Source organism: Pseudophaeobacter arcticus DSM 23566, from assembly GCF_000473205.1.
Lineage (GTDB): Bacteria > Pseudomonadota > Alphaproteobacteria > Rhodobacterales > Rhodobacteraceae > Pseudophaeobacter > Pseudophaeobacter arcticus.
Genome location: NZ_KI421507.1, coordinates 417,386 through 434,757, shown reverse-complemented (window position 1 = coordinate 434,757; position 17,372 = coordinate 417,386). Strand labels below are relative to the sequence as shown.

Here is a 17,372-nt window from a genome sequence, read left to right as displayed (position 1 = left end):
TTGCGGTTTTGTTTCCGGAAGAAAGGGGAAATAGGGCAAATTTGCCCAAAATATGGTGAAAATTTGGCTCAAACCCTGGATCACTTTAAGTTCTCTTAATGCGTTTGCCGCCTGGGGGTCACTGCGGCAGCACAAGACATTGGGTTAAGAGGTGCTAAGTATGAGCTGGGGACATTTTTCTGGTTGGGGCGGTGGACGTTCGGCATGGGGCGGGCACAGCGCCTGCCAAAGCAAGAGTTACCATGACGGCGGCGTGCGCGATGGCGGCTTTGACCGCTGGTATAGCGACAAACTTTCCAATCATTTTGGCGGTCGTGGCGGTCACAAACACTGGCAGCGGGACGAGGACGACCACGGCTCGGGTACTGCTGGGTCTGGTACCGGAGGAAGCCACGGCGGACGGGACCACGGCGGCAAAAAGAACTGGTGGAACAACCGCGACGACGAGAACAACGGAACCGGCGGATCCGGTACAGGTGGCACAGGTGACTGTGGCTCAGGAGGCGGCGGACGTGGCGACCATGGCGGCCATGGCCGTTGGGGCAAGAAGTGGTGGCAAGATCGGGACCACGACGAAGACGGCTCCGGCACTGGTGGATCTGGCACTGGTGGATCTGGAACTGGTGGATCTGGAACCGGCGGCTCCGGCACGGGTGGTTCGGGTACCGGCGGTTCGGGGACTGGCTGCGCGGGGACTGGTGGCACGGGGACTGGCGGCACAGGCACGGGTGGCACAGGCACGGGTGGCACAGGTACGGGTGGCACAGGAGATACCGGCGGTGGCGACGGCGGTAGCGATGGAAAAACCACCATCAGTTTTGAAATCGGCGGCAATGGCGACCCCAGCGTCACCGTGGAAGTAACGCAGACCCCACAGGGCCAGCTTTTCATCAACCTGCACCCCACCTCCTATGATGGTGAAGTGGCGGATATCGACGGCATGTTCTTCAACATGAGCGACGATGAAACCGTGAACGATCTGAATTTCCATCCCTCGGTCAATGGCTTGCCAGTCACCGGACAGGCTGCAGAGGCCAACGCCGTAAACGCGCTGGATACGGGGACAACCGTGCCCGAAACCTTTGACGGCATGGTTCAATTCGGGCGCGTAAACGACAGTACCGACGGGGAGGTCAACTCGGCCAATTTCACCCTCTGGTCCGACAACGGTCTGACTCTGGATGATATCGACCTCAGCTCAGTATCGCTGGTGGTTTCCAACCCGGATGGCAGCCAGAATGTGCTCTCTGGCGGCTATGACCCGGCAGCGGCGGCCTCTGACAGCAGCAGCTATGCCAATGGCGGTGTGTCCGATGAAGGGTTGGACGCCTGGTACGCAGCCAATACTGCCCCAACAGGCAATGACGCGGCGGGCGAAGATGATGACGCCCCTGGCTCCGAAGAGTTTATGGCGCTGATGAACCAGCCGGTCGAAGACCTGCCAGAAGACTGTCAGGAAGACGAAGAGCTGGAAAGTGACTGTCTGGTCTAGCGCCTGACAGTATCACATCACAACCAAAGGGGGCGCATCACTGCGCCCCCTTTGCTATTGTCCTGTATCAAACGGACTTGAAGACAACGCCCAAAGCGTGCCCGGCGCGTGCGATTCAGCCCCGGCGAATGCCGAGCTTGGCCCCCAGCCGCTGGGGACGTGCAAGCGCCGCGTGATCCGCCTGCAACTGCGCCAAACGTGCCTGCAACCAATCGGGAAATACAGCCGCGCGTTTCGTCGTCAGATCAACATGCATCGCCAGCACTTCCTGAGTGGCGCAGACCTGTCCGTCCAACAGAATTTCTGACCAAAAATGCAGCCGCTTGCTATCGTGATCAATGAGCTGAAAACTGACCGCAAAGATCTGCCCCAGCCGCAGCTCCTGCAGGAATTGCATATTCGACTGCAACACAAACATGCCCTGAGCCGCAGCCCGCACATAGGCCTCGCCATTGCCTATGTGGTCATCAAACATCTGATCAATCGCATTATCAAAGGCCAGACCATAATAGGCGACGTTCATATGGCCATTATAGTCGATCCACTCTGGCAGCACGGATCGTCCTGTCACCATGATTGGCGTTGGATAAGGACCATCATGCCCCTGCGTGGGTTGTGTTGTCATTGCTGTCCTGCCCCCTGTTGCGCGGCCTGCTCTCTGGCCTGCTCTCTGGACTGATGCCCGGCGTCATAGCTGTCGGCATGCCTGCCGCCAACATCTCTGCCCCGGCGCCGAGGGTAAAGAAAATCCCCACGTCACAGTTTCAAAAGCCGTTGCGTTCCTTCAGGAAAAGCGCCCGGTCAGCGCAGTGGATCGGTTTTGAACAGGCGGATTTTCAGCCCCCCATGGGCCACCGGCGCCCCCAGGGGCAGCAACGGCAACCCCGTGGCCTTGGCCAGCCCGGTCTCGCTGGTGACAATGCCAACCCGCCAGCCGGAAAAACGCTCCATCAGGGTTTTGCCCAGCGCGCCATAGAGGGCAAAGAGCAGTTTCTTGTTGCCGATCCGCGCGCCATAGGGCGGGTTGACAATCACCAGTCCCGCAGGGCCCTCGGGCGGCATCAGATCGCTGACCGCGTGATGGCTGAACTGCGTGATGGCGGTCACTCCGGCGCGCGCGGCATTGGCTGTTGCCATCTCAACCGCCCCGGCGTTGCGGTCAGAGCCATAGAAATGCAGCGCCGAGATATCCACCTCCTGCGGTGTCAGCTCTGCTTTCAGCGCCGCATAGGCATCGGCGTCAAAGCTGGCCATCTGTTCAAAGGCAAAGCTGCGGCTGCGCCCCGGCACCAGGCCCAGAGCGATCTCTGCCGCCTCAATGACAAAGGTGCCAGAGCCGCACATGGGGTCCACCACCGGTTCATGCCCGTCAAAGCCACAGTCCCGCAGAAACAGCGCCGCCAGATTTTCCCGCATCGGCGCCTTGCCAACGGCGGATTTATGGCCGCGTTTGTGCAGGCCCTCGCCTGAGGTATCGACACTGAACTGGCACATATTGTCGTCGATCCGCAGCTTCAGCGTCAGCGCCGCCTCCTTTGACAGGGTGGCGCCAAAGCTTTCGACCAGCGCCTTTTCCACCCGCTGCGCGGCGGCGCCGGCATGGTAGATCTTGGACTTCTTGTTGGTGGTGACCTCCACCTTGACCGGCACGTCCTTGCGCAGCACTTCGCCCCAGGGGAATTTGCGCGCGCGTTTGTCCAGCTGCGCCAGATGAAAGGCGCGAAACTCACCAATGCGGGCCAGCACGCGGGCGGCGCCCCGCAGGCACAGGTTGGCGCGCCAGACCTCGCGCCAGTCCCCCTGCACGGTGACGCCACCGGGCACGGATTTGGCAGCGGCAAAGCCAGCCTCGCGGACCTCGGTCAGCAGGGCTGCTTCCAGCCCGGGGGCTGCGGTCAAAAAGATCTCGAATGTGTCTATATCGCTCATCAGGCTCTCATACCCCGGTTTGCCCCTTTGGGCGATGGCTATTTTGCCAATATGCCCGGTCAGGCCTTGAGGTCGAATTGCCGCATTGCGGCAATGACTCGCAGCAAGCTCCGCCCCCTAAAAAGCCATCCCCACTGATCTGAGGTCCCAAAAAATCACCTTTAAAAGTAATTGTATTTCATAAGGTTACATACAAACTAAATTTTTAGTTTGACAACTATGACGCCTATATGAAAGCTAATTACCAGTCAGATGCGAGAGAGCGTAGCTGGCCTTACAGACTTTTAGGGAGGAAAAAGATGCGCAGGTATCTTTTGTCCGCAGCAGCGGTATGCGCCGTGGCTGCGGGACAGGCGGTTTATGCCGATGAAGCAGCCGCACTTAAATGGATCGATGAGGAGTTTCAGCCCTCGGTCCTGACCAAAGATGAACAGATGAGCGAGATGCAGTGGTTTATCACCGCCGCGGAGCCCTTCAAAGGTATGGAGATCAACGTGCTCTCCGAGGGCATCCCGACGCATTCTTACGAGTCGGAAGTTCTGACCAAAGCCTTTGAAGAAATCACCGGGATCAAGGTTAATCACCAGATCCTCGGCGAAGGCGAAGTGGTACAGGCGGTTCAGACCCAGATGCAGACACAGCGCAATCTATATGATGCCTATGTCAATGACTCGGATCTGATCGGCACCCACTCGCGGCTGCAGCTGGCCCATAACCTGACGGATATGATGGCGGGTGATTTCAAGTCGGTGACCAACCCCGGCCTGGATCTGGATGACTTTATGGGCACCCAGTTCACCACCGGTCCCGATGGGGATCTGTATCAGCTGCCCGACCAGCAGTTTGCCAACCTCTACTGGTTCCGCAAAGACTGGTTTGACCGCGCCGATCTGCAAGAGGCCTTCAAGGCAAAATACGGCTATGATCTGGGTGTTCCGGTCAACTGGTCTGCCTATGAGGACATCGCCGAATTCTTTAGCGAAGACGTAAAGGAAATCGACGGCACAGCGATCTACGGCCACATGGATTACGGCAAACGCGCGCCTGACCTGGGCTGGCGGATGACCGATGCCTGGCTGTCGATGGCCGGTGCCGGCTCCAAGGGTGAGCCAAACGGCGTGCCAATCGACGAGTGGGGCATCCGTATGGAAGCCGGCTCTTGTAACCCTGCGGGCGCAAGCGTCACCCGGGGTGGGGCTGCAAACGGTCCAGCTGCGGTCTATGCGATCCGCAAATGGGACGAATGGCTGCGCAAATATGCGCCTCCCGGTGCCGCGTCTTATGACTTCTACCAGTCGCTGCCCGCGCTTGCGCAGGGCAATGTTGCCCAGCAGATCTTTTGGTACACCGCCTTTACCGCCGACATGGTAAAGCCGCAGTCCGAAGGCAACAACACCGTGGACGAAGCAGGCAAGCCGCTGTGGCGGATGGCGCCAAGCCCACATGGCCCCTACTGGGAAGACGGCCAGAAGGTTGGCTATCAGGATGTTGGTTCCTGGACCTTCCTCAAGTCGACGCCGCTGGAGCGGTCGCAGGCAGCCTGGCTTTATGCTCAGTTTGTTGTGTCCAAAACAGTCGACGTGAAGAAGTCCCACGTGGGTCTGACCTTCATTCGTGACAGCTCGGTCAACCACGAGAGCTTCTCGGAGCGGGCTGAAAACCTGGGCGGTCTGGTAGAATTCTACCGCTCACCGGATCGTGTGGCCTGGTCGCCAACCGGCGTGAACGTGCCCGACTATCCAAAGCTGGCCCAGATCTGGTGGCAGCAGATTGGCGACGTGAACTCGGGGGCCTTTACCCCGCAGGAAGCGATGAACCGTCTGGCCGAAGAAATGGATATCACCATGGCCCGGATGCAGCGTGCAGACGAGCAGGCTGAGATCTACGGCGGCTGCGGCCCACGTCTGAACGAGGAAAAAGACGCTGAGTGGTGGTATGCCAATGGCGGCGCCAAGCCACCACTGGAGAACGAAAAACCTGCAGGCCAGACCGTCAACTACGACGAACTGGTTGCCCGCTGGGCCTCGCAGTAACCGCTCCTCCCCGTCGGGCCTGACCCCTTCGGTCTCTGGCCCGACACTTTGCCCCGGAGCGTTGTTTTGCAATGCTTTGGGGCTCTTTTTCCCCCGCAAAATACAGACACGGCCCCAGTCAGCTTTTGCTGCATGGCCGGTTGCCGGAAAGTTAAATAACGATGGCACTTGAACTAAGAAACGTGACCAAGCGCGTTGGCGCGATCGAGCATATCAAGGACACCTCCCTGCTGCTGGAACCTGGTCACTTTAACGTCCTGTTGGGCGCCACCGGGTCGGGCAAGACCTCGCTGATCAAACTGATGGCCGGGCTGGACCCGATGGCCAGCGGTCAGGTGCTTATGGAGGGCGAGGATGTCTCGCGGCTCAGCACCCAGAAGCGCAACATCAGTCTGGTGCACCAGTTTTTCATCAACTACCCCCATATGACGGTCTACGAAAACATCGCCTCGCCGCTGAAAGTGGTCGGAATGGCAAAATCCGAGATCGAAGATCGCGTCGCCGAAGCGGCCAAAATCCTGCAGCTGGAACCAATGCTGCACCGCCGCCCGCACGAATTGTCCGGTGGCCAGCAACAGCGCTGTGCCCTGGCCCGCGCCATCGCCAAGGAAAGCCGCGCGGTGTTCCTGGATGAGCCGCTGGCCAACCTCGACTACAAACTGCGCGAAGAGCTGCGCGACCAGCTGCCCGAGCTGTTTGCCGGGCGCGGTGCCGTGGTGGTCTATGCCACATCGGAACCCGAAGAGGCGCTGCTGTTGGGCGGTAAAACCGCCCTGATGCGCGATGGGCGCGTCACCCAGTTTGGCCCTACGGCCGAAATCTACCGCGACCCCGGCAATCTGGATGCGGCGCGGGTGTTTTCGGACCCGCCGATCAATACCGCAACGGTGACCAAAGAAGGCACCACCGCCCGTTTGGGCGCCGATGTGCAGTGGCAACTGGACGGCCCTGCTGCAGGTCTGCGCGATGGCAGCTATTCCATCGCCATCCGTCCCTATCACGTCCTGCCCAGCGCCAGCAAAAAGGCCTCTGTGCGCCTTGATGGCCGGGTACTGGTGACCGAGCTGTCAGGCTCGGAAAGTTCTGCGCATTTCGATCTTGGCCTTGGCGGCACCGCAGGCGGCGAAGCCCAGGCCAACTGGGTATCCCTCTCGGCGGGAGTTCACCCCTACAAGATTGGCGAAATGCATGATTTCTATATGGACCCTTCGGCGTGCTACTTCTTTGCACCCGATGGCTCCCGCGCAGCCTGAGGCTCAGGAAAATGGCAAAAATTACACTCTCAAAGCTGCGACACAGCTATATGCCCGCCCCCCAATCCCCGTCAGACTATGCGCTGAAAGAGATTGATCTGGACTGGAGCGACGGCGGCGCCTATGCGCTGCTTGGCCCCTCGGGCTGTGGCAAATCCACCCTGCTCAACATCATTTCGGGGCTGCTGGTGCCCTCGGAGGGCCAGATCCTGTTTGACGGTCAGGACGTTACCGCCCTGCCGCCGGATCAGCGCAACATTGCCCAGGTGTTTCAGTTCCCGGTGATCTACGACACCATGACGGTCTACGACAATCTTGCCTTCCCGCTGCGCAATCGCGGCCGCGATGAAGCGACGGTAAAAACCCGCGTGATGGCAATTGCCGAAATGCTGGAGGTCACCGACATGCTCCAGACCCGCGCGGCGAACCTCAGCCCCGACAACAAGCAAAAGATCTCCATGGGGCGGGGGCTGGTGCGCGAAGACGTCAATGTGGTGATGTTTGACGAACCCCTGACAGTGATCGACCCACATCTGAAGTGGAAGCTGCGCTCAAAACTGAAAGAACTGCACCAGAGGGTCAAGGCCACGATGATCTACGTCACCCACGACCAGACTGAGGCGCTGACCTTTGCCGATCAGGTGGTGGTGATGCAGGATGGTGAAGTGGTGCAGATCGGCACCCCGGTCGAGCTGTTTGATCGCCCCGCCCATACATTTGTCGGCCATTTCATCGGCTCGCCGGGGATGAATATCCTGCCCTGCACCCTACAGGCCGGCGCGGCCCGTTTTGCAGACCAGACCATTGCGCTGGAAGGGCCAATCCATGGCAAGCCCCAGGGCAAAACCGAAGTGGGCATCCGCCCGGAATTTGTCTCGCTGGCTGACACCGGCCTGCCCGCAACGGTGACCAAAGTGTCCGATGTGGGACGCCACACGGTGGTGGAATGCCAGGCCAGTGGCACACGCATCAACGCTGTGATCGAGGGCGCGGGCCCTGCAACAGGCACCCCGGTGCATCTTGATTTTCGCCGGGACCAAACCCGGCTTTATGTGGATGGCTGGCTGGCCAGCTCCCCCGACACGCCCGACACCGCAGCGGAGGCGGCACAATGAAAACCGAAAACCAAAAAGCCTGGTTCTTTGTGCTGCCCGTGCTGGTGCTGGTGGCCTTTAACGCGCTGATCCCGATGATGACCGTGGTGAATTACTCGGTGCAGGAAACCTTTGGCGACAATGTGTTTTTCTGGCAGGGCCTGGATTGGTTCGAACAAATCCTACGCTCTGATCGCTTTCACGCCGCTCTGGGGCGACAGTTCCTGTTTACCTTCCTGATCCTGATCATCGAGGTGCCGCTGGGCATTATCATCGCCCTGGCGATGCCGCGCAAAGGCTTCTGGGTGCCGGTCTGTCTGGTCACCATGGCGCTGCCGATGCTGATCCCCTGGAACGTGGTTGGCGCAATGTGGAACATCTTTACCCTGCCCGACATTGGCCTCTTGGGCTATTTCCTCAACCATGTGCTGGGCGTCTCCTATGACATGACCCAGAACCCGCTGGCGGCCTGGGTGACCATCGTCACCATGGATGTCTGGCACTGGACATCATTGGTGGTGCTCTTGGCCTATGCTGGCCTGGTGTCGATCCCGGATGCCTATTACCAGGCGGCCAAGATCGACGGCGCCTCCAACTGGGCCGTGTTCCGGTTCATCCAGCTGCCCAAGATGAAAACCGTCCTCACCATCGCCATCCTGTTGCGCTTTATGGACAGTTTCAACATCTACACCGAGCCATTTGTGCTCACCGGCGGTGGTCCCGGCAACTCCACCACGCTTCTGTCGATTGATCTGGTGAAAATCGCCCTGGGTCAGTTTGACCTTGGCCCGGCTGCTGCCATGTCGCTCATCTATTTCGCAATCACGCTTCTGGTCTCCTGGCTGTTTTACACGCTGATGACCAAAGACGACCTGAACTAAGGAGGGTTTGAGAGATGCAAAAACGATCCATCATCCCCATTGTCTATATTCTCTTCCTGATGCTGCCAATCTACTGGCTCGTCGCGATGAGCTTTAAGACCACCAATGAAATCCTCTCGGGCTTCTCGCTGTTCCCGCAGACCTTCACGCTGGAAAACTACGTCACCATCTTTACCGATCCGACCTGGTACTGGGGCTATATCAACTCGATCCTCTACGTCAGCATCAACACGGTGATCTCGGTCGCCGTGGCGCTGCCGGCCGCCTATGCGTTTTCGCGCTACCGCTTTCTTGGCGACAAGCAGCTGTTCTTCTGGTTGCTGACCAACCGGATGGCGCCGGCTGCGGTCTTTGCGCTGCCCTTCTTTCAGCTCTACTCCGCGGTGGGGATCTTTGACACCCACCTCGCAGTGGCCCTGGCCCATTGCCTGTTCAACATCCCGCTGGCTGTCTGGATCTTGGAGGGCTTCATGGGCGGCATCCCCAAGGAGCTGGACGAGACCGCCTATGTGGACGGCTATTCCTTCCCGCGTTTCTTTGCCACCATCTTTATCCCCTCGATCAAGGCAGGCGTTGGCGTTGCCGCCTTCTTCTGCTTCATGTTCTCCTGGGTAGAGCTGCTCTTGGCCAAGACCCTGACGGCAGTGGCCGCGAAACCCATCGCCGCCACCATGACCAAAACCGCCTCCAGTGCCGGCTACGAGCTGGGCCTCCTGGCGGCCGCGGGCACATTGACAATCATTCCGGGCGCCATCGTGATCTGGTTCGTCCGCAACTATATCGCAAAAGGTTTTGCGATGGGGAGGGTATAATGTTGTCATGGATGGCCTGGACCTGGCCCACCGCTCTGGTCTTTATCGGTATTTTCTCTGCCATTGGCGTGCTTGTCCTGCTGGAAATTCGCAGCCCCGGCGGCGACCTGCGCAAAGGTGTGTTGGGGCTCTCCACCACACGCGGGGACCGTTTGTTCATCACCCTTCTGGGCACCAGCTACATCTTCCTCGCCTGGCTTGGATTGTTCGGCATGCCGCTCTGGTACCCGCTGGGGCTTTCCATTCTCTGGGGCATCTTCACTTTCTGGAAGGTGTAGCGCCGCCGCCTTGGAGTGGCGGGTCAAGGGGGCCAAAGGCCCCGCGCCAGCGGCTTGCCCTTGACGCGCCTGCCTGAATAAAATTGCCAAGGGTCTGAATGGGCAGTCCTGCCCATTCAGACCTTCTCAGCAATTCCTTACCAGCTTTACCCAGCCTGTCCAGTTTCCCCCCGCCCATTTTCCCCCGGGTCAGTTTTCCCCTGCCCAGTTTCCCCCTGTCCAGGGCCGGCATATCACCCCCGCCCGAGGCAGAAATAGGCGCGCGGAAGCGCTCAATTTGACAGCGCCAAGACGGCACCGTGATCCGGTTCAGATCCTGCCGCTCGAGGTCTCCTAAAAAACTAGTTTTCAAAAATCCCATCATGCTCTAGCATCGCTGAAAGACCAAAATGAACCGGACATCAGACGACATGCGTAAGAAACAGGACAATTCACTGCTGACCGAGGTTGAGCTTGAATTCATGACCGTCGTCTGGGCTACCGGGGGCGGTACCGTCAGGGAAATCCTTGCGGTGCTGAACCAGGCACAGGAGCGCGCCTATACATCGGTGGCAACGGTGCTCAAGATCATGGAACAAAAGGGCTTTCTAACCAGCGAAAGGGCAGACCGCTCGCTGATCTACCGCCCCGCCATTCCCAAAGCAGAGTATCAAAAAACCTCTCTGAAAAACCTTTCGAGCAAGCTGTTCAACGATACGCCCGCGGCCCTGGTCGCCCGCCTTGTTGACGATGAAGAAGTTACCGACGACATGCTCGTTGAGATGCGGGCGCTGCTGAACGAAAGGTTGGGGGACAATGGAAACTGACGCGCTGATCAATAGCTATCTGGATCTCAATCTTCTGGTGCTAACAGGCACCCTGCTTTGGCTGGCGGCGCGAAAACTTCTGTCTCATTCTCATCTGGCCCATGCCTTTGGCGCGCAGCTGCGACTGATGAATGCGCTCACCCTGCTGCTGGCGCTGTCTCCCTTCATGATGTTTGCCTTTACCCATCTGGTGATGGCCCATCCGCCCAATCTGTCCGATCTTCTGGTCTCGCAGTTTCTGCAGGGCAATGTCAGCATGAGCGCCACCAGTTTTGAAACCCTTCTGGGCCTGCGCGAAGACACCGTGCGGGTACTCTCCTCCCAGCAACTGCTCTGGACCCGGCTGCTGACCACGGCGCTGGCCATCGGAGGGCTGATCTGTGCCGCCCAACTGGCCTCCTCGGTCTACCGCCTGCGCCGGGCGCTCAAGCGCAGCTTTATCTGGAAGAACATTGGCGGCACGCAGATCCTGATCTCTGACGAGACCCCGGTTGCCTATTCGACCCGGGGGCTGTTCAGCCGTTATGTGGTGCTGCCCTCGCCCCTGCTGACCCGGCCCCAGGATCTGAAACTGACCCTGGCCCATGAGCTGCAGCATTTTCGCCAGCGCGACATCGAATGCGAGGTCCTGCTGGAGCTGTTGCGGCCGCTGTTGTTCTGGAACCCCGCCTTTTATCTGTGGCGCCGCGAGGTCCGGCTTCTGCGCGAATTTGCCTGCGATCAGGCCTTGATGGCGCGCCCTGGTCTGGATATCCGCGCCTATTGCGAATGCCTGATCCGCGCCTGTGCCCAGGCCGCACAGGAGCGCGTATTCTTTACCCGCCGCAGCCCGGCTGTTGCCCTGGTGGACCGGCGCGAAACCCGTCGGGATTCAACTCTGCAACAGCGTATCATTGCGGTGACCGCCCAGGAGCCACATGGCGAAACCGGCTTTGGCTGGGCCCTGGTATCGGGTCTGATGGTCGCATCGGTGCTGGCCACCGCCATGCTGATGCAACGCCCCGGCGACTGGAGCCATGACCGGCTGATGCTTTCGACAATTGTCAATCTCGAACGGATGGCCAGCCGCAACGCAGCTCCCAGCAGCCAGGTGGTCGCCCGCGACATCCTGCAGGGTAGCTTTATGCCGACCGGGCGCTAAGCCCGGGCAAGCTGCGCCCCGCTTCCGTCCTCTTGCCAAGCGAATGGTGCCTATCCCAGATCGGGGAAAACCGCTGTCTGCTTGACCGTGCCATAGACAAAGCTGGTCTCAATCGAGCCAACCCCGCCGATGGGGTGGATCTTGTTGCGGATAAAACTCTCGTAGGCGTCCAGCCCGGCCACCAGTACCCGCAGTTGATAATCCACCTGGCCAGTCATCATGTGGCATTCCAGCACTTCCGGCATCGCCGAAACCCGGCGCTCAAAGGTCTGCACCACCTCCTGATGGTGTCGCTCCAGGCGGATCCGCACAAAGATCTCCATGCCCAAACCATATAGTTTGGCATTTGCGCGGGCAGAAAACCCGGCGATCACGCCTGATTTTTCCAGGTTGCGCAGCCGCCGCAAACAGGGAGAGGGCGACAGGTTGACCGCCTCGGCCAGATCCTGATTGGACATCCGCCCATCCCGTTGCAGGGTCCGGATGATCTGTCGATCTTTTTGATCCAATGTCGCCAAATCGGGCTCCAGTTTTGCAAATTGGCAGATTCTGCCAATACTTGTCCTTTATGTGGCATAAGTCGCAATTTCACCGGCGTATATCAAGGCCATCATAGCTCCATCACCGTGACAGGAGCATGCAATGACCCACCCTACAGATACCACGCCTGGCTTTGCCACCCGCGCAATTCATCACGCCTATGACGCGCAGGCCAATGAAGGCGCCTTGACGCCGCCGCTGCATCTCACCTCGACCTTTGCATTTGAAACGGCCGAAAGCGGCGGAGAGATGTTTGCAGGCGACCGCCCCGGCCATATCTATTCCCGCATCTCCAACCCCACCCTGGATCTTTTGGAGCAACGCATTGCCACGCTCGAAGGCGCCGAGGCCGGATTGGCGCTCTCGTCTGGCATGGGGGCAATCACCTCAACCCTGTGGACGCTGCTCAGCCCCGGCGATGAGATCCTCGTGGATAAAACGCTCTATGGCTGCACCTTTGCCTTTATGCGGCACGGGTTGCAGAAATTTGGCATCACCGTCTCGCATGTGGACATGACGGATCTGGCCCAGCTGCAGGCGGCGATCAGCGCAAAGACCCGTGTGGTCTATTTTGAAACCCCGGCCAATCCCAATATGCGCCTGGTTGATATCGCCGGCGCCAGCCGCATCGCCCATGCCCATGGTGCAATCGTTGTGGTGGACAACACCTATGCCACCCCCTATCTGACCCGCCCGATTGAGCTGGGCGCCGATCTGGTGCTGCATTCGGCCACCAAATACCTTGGCGGCCATGGGGATGTTGTCGCCGGGTTGTTGGCCGGGCGGGCCGAACAGATCCAGGAGATCCGTCTGACTGGTATGAAAGACATGACCGGAGCCGTCATGGCGCCGTTTAATGCGATGCTGGTTATGCGCGGGCTGAAAACCCTGGCGCTGCGGATGGAACGCCACAGCAGCACCGCCGCCGAAATCGCGGATTGGCTAGAGGCACATCCGGCGGTGGCCACAGTTTACTACCCCGGCCTGCCCAGCTTTGATCACTATGATCTGGCCTGCCGCCAGATGGCGCTGCCAGGCGGCATGATTGCCTTTGAGCTAAAGGGTGGGTTGGCAGCCGGGCGGGCGATGATGAACCGGCTCAAGATGATCACCCGTGCGGTGTCGCTGGGGGATGCGGAAACGCTGATCCAGCACCCGGCTTCGATGACCCATTCCACCTATACGCCGCAAGAGCGCGCGGAACATGGCATCACCGAAGGCCTGGTGCGGCTGTCGGCCGGTCTGGAAGATGCCGCTGATATCCTGCGGGATCTGGAACAGTCCTTGGCGCTTGCGCACGAACAGGCCGCCTGAACATGGCCGCCTGAGCACGGCTGCCTGAGTACGGTCCAAACGCAGTTTCCCGCACCGGTTAGAACCGCTGCGGGGACAGCGCCGCAAGCGGAATTTCAGGTGTGCGGGCCATCACCAGATCCGCCACCAATTCCGCTGTTGCCGCCGATTGGGTAAGGCCCAGGTGGCCATGGCCAAAGGCATAGATCACCGCCTCTGACGCAGAGGAGGCGCCAATCACCGGCAGGCTGTCAGGCAGCGAGGGGCGGAACCCCATCCACTGGGTGCCGCCCGTGCTGTCCAGCCCCGGCATAAAGCGGCAGGCCTTTTTCAGCAGCACCTCAGCACGTTTGAAATTGGGCGGCAGCTTCAGCCCGCCCAGCTCAACCGCGCCACCAATGCGCACGCCGCCATTGATCCGGCTGGCAACAAAGCCATGGCTGCCAAAGGTCACATGGGTTCTGAGGTCAAACGCCCCGGCAGGCAGGGTGGTGTTATAGCCGCGTTCGGTTTCCAGCGGCAGCGCATCCCCAAGGCCCCGCGCCAGCTGGTGTGACCAGGCGCCGGCGGCCAGGACCACCCGGTCCGGAGTGACCCTGTGACTGCCCAGATCCAGCGCCACCGACACCCGGTCAGCGCAAAGCGCTTTGACATCCTGCACCTCCACGCGGCCACCGCGCGCCAGGAACTGCCCCGCCAGGAATTCACACCAGGTCTTTGGGTCCACCGTGTTCATCCAGTCCGGTGTATAGCCGGCATGGGTGAATTGACGGCTCAATCCCGGCTGCACCTCGGCGATCTCATCCGGGGTTTGCAGCAGGTCATAGCGAATGCCAGCCTGACCACGGGCCTGCCAGGCTGACAAACTGGCCTGGTATTCCCTTGCGCCTTCGAACAGCTGCAACTGACCATCGCGCTGGATCAGGAATTCGCCATCCGTGGCGCTGATCTGGCGCTCCAGCGCCGCCCGCCCCAGCCCCATCAGTGCCGCTTGAGCAGCCATGGACGCGGCATGGCGATCACGCCAACTGGCCCGCCAGAAGCGCAGCAGCCAGGGGGCCAGTTGCAGGGCATAGCGTGGCGGGATCGACAGCGGGCCCATCGGGTCCAACAGCCATTTTGGCGCCTTGCGCATCATCCCCGGCGTCGCCAGTGGAATGATCTCACTAAAAGCAAAGGCCCCGGCATTGCCCGCCGAAGCCTCTGCCGCCAGGCCCTTGCGATCATAGATCGTCACCTGATGGCCGAGGCTTTGCAGACGCAAACCACAGCTCACCCCAACAATCCCTGCTCCAATGACCGCGATGGTCATACCTGCCTGAGAAGAGGTCTTTGTTGCCGCCTTGCCCATCGGGAGCCTTTCACTTGTGCCAAATCACCAGAGGCAAATCGCTTTGCCTCTGGTGCTGTTATCTCGCGATGTCAGGGCAGTGTATAGGCGGTCTTTACCCGGGTGTAGAATTCAGCAGCATAAGACCCCTGTTCGCGCGCGCCATAGCTGGATCCCTTGGTGCCGCCAAAGGGCACGTGGTAGTCGACACCAGCGGTGGGCAGGTTGACCATCACCATTCCCGCCTCAACATTGGCCTTGAAATGGCTCGCCTGTTTCAGCGAGCAGGTGCAGATCCCGGCGCTGAGGCCAAAGGCGCTGTCATTGGCCAACGCCAGCGCCTCCTCATAGTCGCGTGCCCGCAGGACCGAGGCCACCGGGCCAAAGACCTCTTCGCGGTTGATGCGCATGTCGTTGCGGGTCCCGGTCACCAAGGCAGGCGCCATATAAAAGCCCTCCTGCGCCAGGGTCAGGCGCTCCCCACCGATGACAGTGCCACCTTCGTCAGCTGCGATCTTGAGATAGGACAGGTTCTGCTCCAGCTGTCGCGCATCTACCACAGGCCCCATCTGAATGCCCGCCTCCAGCGCATTCCCAACCTTCAGCCCCTGCATTGCAGTGGTCAAAGCGGCGACAAACCGATCATGGATGCCTTCGGTGACGATCAAACGGGACGAGGCGGTGCAGCGCTGGCCAGTGGAGAAGAAGGCGCCATTCAGACAGGCCGCAACCGCCAGATCCAGGTCGGCGTCCTCCAGCACGACCATCGGGTTTTTGCCCCCCATCTCCAGCTGGACCTTCGTCATGGATTTGGCACAGGAGACCGCAATTCCGCGTCCCGTCGGCACCGAGCCGGTAAAGGAAATTGCATCGACCTCGGGGTGATCCACCATATGCTGGCCGACAATTGCGCCCTGGCCAAAGACGATGTTGAAAACACCCTCAGGCAGCCCCGAGCGCGAAATGATCTCGGCCAGCGCCCAGGCACAGCCGGGAGTGAGCTCGGCGGGTTTCAGCACCACAGCGTTGCCATAGGCAAGGGCTGGCGCGATCTTCCAGGCGGGGATGGCGATGGGAAAGTTCCATGGCGTGATCAGCCCGACCACCCCCACCGGGGCGCGGGTCACATCGACCTCGACACCGGGGCGGACCGAGGCCAGGTGATCGCCGGTCTGGCGCAGGCATTCGCCGGCAAAGAACTTAAAGATCTGGCCCGCGCGGGAGGCCTCGCCAATACCTTCGGGCAGGGTCTTGCCCTCTTCGCGGGACAACAGGTGCCCCAGCTCAGCCTGGCGGGCCAGGATCTCGCTGCCAATGAAATCCAGCACGTCAAAGCGCATCTGCGGCGTTGCCCGCGCCCAATCGGCGGCGGCACCGCGGGCGCTGGCAATGGCGCGATCCATATCCGCTGTGCTGCTCATCGCAGCCATGCCCAGAATATCGCTGATATCCGACGGGTTTACATTGGCGCAGCCATCACTGGTGTCTTCCCAGCTACCGGCAATCAGATTTGTGTAGTCCATCGTCATATGTCCTTTGTGTTTTTGACCCGTTTTCAGAGCTGAATGCCGCTGCGATAGGGGTCGTTTTCTGTAAAAATCAGGGTTGTGTCAGCGGTGACATACGCCGTGCCCTCGATCCGTGGGATCACCTGACCCGCGCCATTGCGGCGATAGCTTAGGGTGTAGGTGCTGCCGATGATGCTCTCTTGAATCCAGGCGGTTCCTGGTTCAAGCAGGCCATCCTCTGCAAGACAGGCCAGTTTGGCAGAACAACCGGTCCCGCAGGGCGAGCGGTCATAGGCCCCGCCTGGGCACAGCACAAAGTTGCGCCCATGGCTTTGGGGGGATTGTGGCGCAGAGATAAATTCCACATGGTCGATCCTGGCGCCCCTGGCCCCGGTGATCCCACCCGCCCAGAGGGCGTCGCGAATAGTCAGGGCCGCTGTGGTCAGCTCAGCTATGTTTGCCGCCTCCAGGGCGACCGGGCAATCAGGGGTGAGGAAAAACCAATTGCCGCCCCAGGCGACATCCCCGATGACCCCCCCCAGCCCTGGCAGATCCAGCGTGACGGATTTGGACTGGCGATAGCTGGCGACATTTTCCACCACCGCCCGATTGGGAGAAATCAAGTCCACCTCGACCACCCCGACCGGGGTTTCAAGACGGTGCAGGCCCAGATCAATCCGTCCCAAATGGTACAGCGTCACCAAGGTGCCAATGGTCGCATGGCCACACATGCCCAAGGCGCCTGCCGGGTTGAAGTAGATCACCGCAGCGACACAGGCCGGGTCCTGTGGTGGCAACAACAGCGCCCCCACCATGGCGTCATGGCCGCGCGGCTCCAGCAGGACGGAGGCGCAGAAATCGCCATGTTCCGCCTGCACCCTTGCGGCGCGATCCGCCAGGGACCCAGATCCAAGATCCGGGCCACCGTTCAGGATCAGCCGCGTTGGCTCTCCGCCGGTGTGGCTATCGATCACCCGCATGA

General features: G+C 60.2%; 16 protein-coding genes. 10 read left to right on the top strand and 6 right to left on the bottom strand.

Annotation, left to right across the window (positions count from 1 at the left end):
- Positions 1–160: 160 nt before the first annotated feature.
- Positions 161–1,492: a hypothetical protein gene (locus ARCT_RS28495; protein ID WP_154665319.1), complete on the top strand. Its 1,332-nt coding sequence runs from the start codon at positions 161–163 to the stop codon at positions 1,490–1,492.
- Between the two features lie 115 nt (positions 1,493–1,607).
- Here the strand turns inward: ARCT_RS28495 and ARCT_RS0106145 are convergent, their stop codons facing one another.
- Both ARCT_RS0106145 and ARCT_RS0106140 read right to left on the bottom strand, forming a co-directional pair.
- On the bottom strand, positions 1,608–2,117 hold the full coding sequence (locus tag ARCT_RS0106145; RefSeq protein ID WP_027239272.1) for a thioesterase family protein: 510 nt from the start codon (positions 2,115–2,117) through the stop codon (positions 1,608–1,610).
- Between the two features lie 176 nt (positions 2,118–2,293).
- Positions 2,294–3,421, bottom strand: coding sequence for a THUMP domain-containing class I SAM-dependent RNA methyltransferase (locus ARCT_RS0106140; RefSeq protein WP_027239271.1), 1,128 nt, complete (start codon positions 3,419–3,421; stop codon positions 2,294–2,296).
- 299 nt (positions 3,422–3,720) lie between these two features.
- Here ARCT_RS0106140 and ARCT_RS0106135 point away from each other — a divergent pair, with 299 nt between their 5' ends.
- The 8 genes from ARCT_RS0106135 (at position 3,721) to ARCT_RS0106095 (ending at position 11,719) form a co-directional block, all read left to right on the top strand.
- Positions 3,721–5,454 carry an ABC transporter substrate-binding protein gene (locus ARCT_RS0106135; protein WP_027239270.1) on the top strand — a complete coding sequence of 578 codons (1,734 nt, stop codon included), beginning with the start codon at positions 3,721–3,723 and terminating at the stop codon, positions 5,452–5,454.
- A gap of 161 nt (positions 5,455–5,615) precedes the next feature.
- Positions 5,616–6,707, top strand: coding sequence for an ABC transporter ATP-binding protein (locus ARCT_RS0106130; protein WP_027239269.1), 1,092 nt, complete (start codon positions 5,616–5,618; stop codon positions 6,705–6,707).
- Between the two features lie 11 nt (positions 6,708–6,718).
- Positions 6,719–7,822 carry an ABC transporter ATP-binding protein gene (locus ARCT_RS0106125; RefSeq protein WP_027239268.1) on the top strand — a complete coding sequence of 368 codons (1,104 nt, stop codon included), beginning with the start codon at positions 6,719–6,721 and terminating at the stop codon, positions 7,820–7,822.
- Complete coding sequence (locus tag ARCT_RS0106120) at positions 7,819–8,682, top strand: carbohydrate ABC transporter permease (RefSeq protein WP_027239267.1); 864 nt, start codon at positions 7,819–7,821, stop codon at positions 8,680–8,682. Before ARCT_RS0106125 ends, ARCT_RS0106120 begins: the two co-directional genes overlap by 4 nt.
- A gap of 14 nt (positions 8,683–8,696) precedes the next feature.
- The gene (locus ARCT_RS0106115; RefSeq protein WP_027239266.1) at positions 8,697–9,494 is read left to right on the top strand and encodes a carbohydrate ABC transporter permease; all 798 of its coding nucleotides are present in this window, start codon (positions 8,697–8,699) and stop codon (positions 9,492–9,494) included.
- Positions 9,494–9,772 carry a DUF2160 domain-containing protein gene (locus ARCT_RS0106110; protein ID WP_027239265.1) on the top strand — a complete coding sequence of 93 codons (279 nt, stop codon included), beginning with the start codon at positions 9,494–9,496 and terminating at the stop codon, positions 9,770–9,772. The genes ARCT_RS0106115 and ARCT_RS0106110 overlap by 1 nt, the downstream gene beginning before the upstream one ends.
- Before the next feature lie 389 nt (positions 9,773–10,161).
- Positions 10,162–10,578, top strand: a complete 417-nt coding sequence (locus ARCT_RS0106100; protein WP_240476263.1) for a BlaI/MecI/CopY family transcriptional regulator — start codon at positions 10,162–10,164, stop codon at positions 10,576–10,578.
- Positions 10,568–11,719: a M56 family metallopeptidase gene (locus ARCT_RS0106095; protein ID WP_027239262.1), complete on the top strand. Its 1,152-nt coding sequence runs from the start codon at positions 10,568–10,570 to the stop codon at positions 11,717–11,719. The genes ARCT_RS0106100 and ARCT_RS0106095 overlap by 11 nt, the downstream gene beginning before the upstream one ends.
- A gap of 50 nt (positions 11,720–11,769) precedes the next feature.
- Here ARCT_RS0106095 and ARCT_RS0106090 read toward each other — a convergent pair whose 3' ends face one another.
- A complete protein-coding gene (locus ARCT_RS0106090) occupies positions 11,770–12,228 on the bottom strand; it encodes an Lrp/AsnC family transcriptional regulator (protein ID WP_027239261.1) in 459 nt (152 codons plus the stop codon).
- A 133-nt stretch (positions 12,229–12,361) separates the two neighbouring features.
- Here ARCT_RS0106090 and ARCT_RS0106085 point away from each other — a divergent pair, with 133 nt between their 5' ends.
- Positions 12,362–13,573: a methionine gamma-lyase gene (locus ARCT_RS0106085; protein WP_027239260.1), complete on the top strand. Its 1,212-nt coding sequence runs from the start codon at positions 12,362–12,364 to the stop codon at positions 13,571–13,573.
- A 58-nt stretch (positions 13,574–13,631) separates the two neighbouring features.
- Here ARCT_RS0106085 and ARCT_RS0106080 read toward each other — a convergent pair whose 3' ends face one another.
- The 3 genes from ARCT_RS0106080 to ARCT_RS0106070 all read right to left on the bottom strand — a co-directional run bounded on the left by ARCT_RS0106080 (position 13,632) and on the right by ARCT_RS0106070 (position 17,370).
- Entirely contained in the window at positions 13,632–14,903 is a 1,272-nt protein-coding gene (locus ARCT_RS0106080; protein WP_084300757.1) for an NAD(P)/FAD-dependent oxidoreductase, read from the bottom strand.
- Positions 14,904–14,974: 71 nt separating this feature from the next.
- Complete coding sequence (locus ARCT_RS0106075) at positions 14,975–16,405, bottom strand: aldehyde dehydrogenase family protein (RefSeq protein ID WP_027239258.1); 1,431 nt, start codon at positions 16,403–16,405, stop codon at positions 14,975–14,977.
- Positions 16,406–16,437: 32 nt separating this feature from the next.
- Positions 16,438–17,370 (bottom strand): 4-hydroxyproline epimerase, encoded by a 933-nt coding sequence (locus tag ARCT_RS0106070; protein ID WP_027239257.1) that lies wholly within the window; start codon positions 17,368–17,370, stop codon positions 16,438–16,440.
- Between the last annotated feature and the right edge of the window lie 2 nt (positions 17,371–17,372).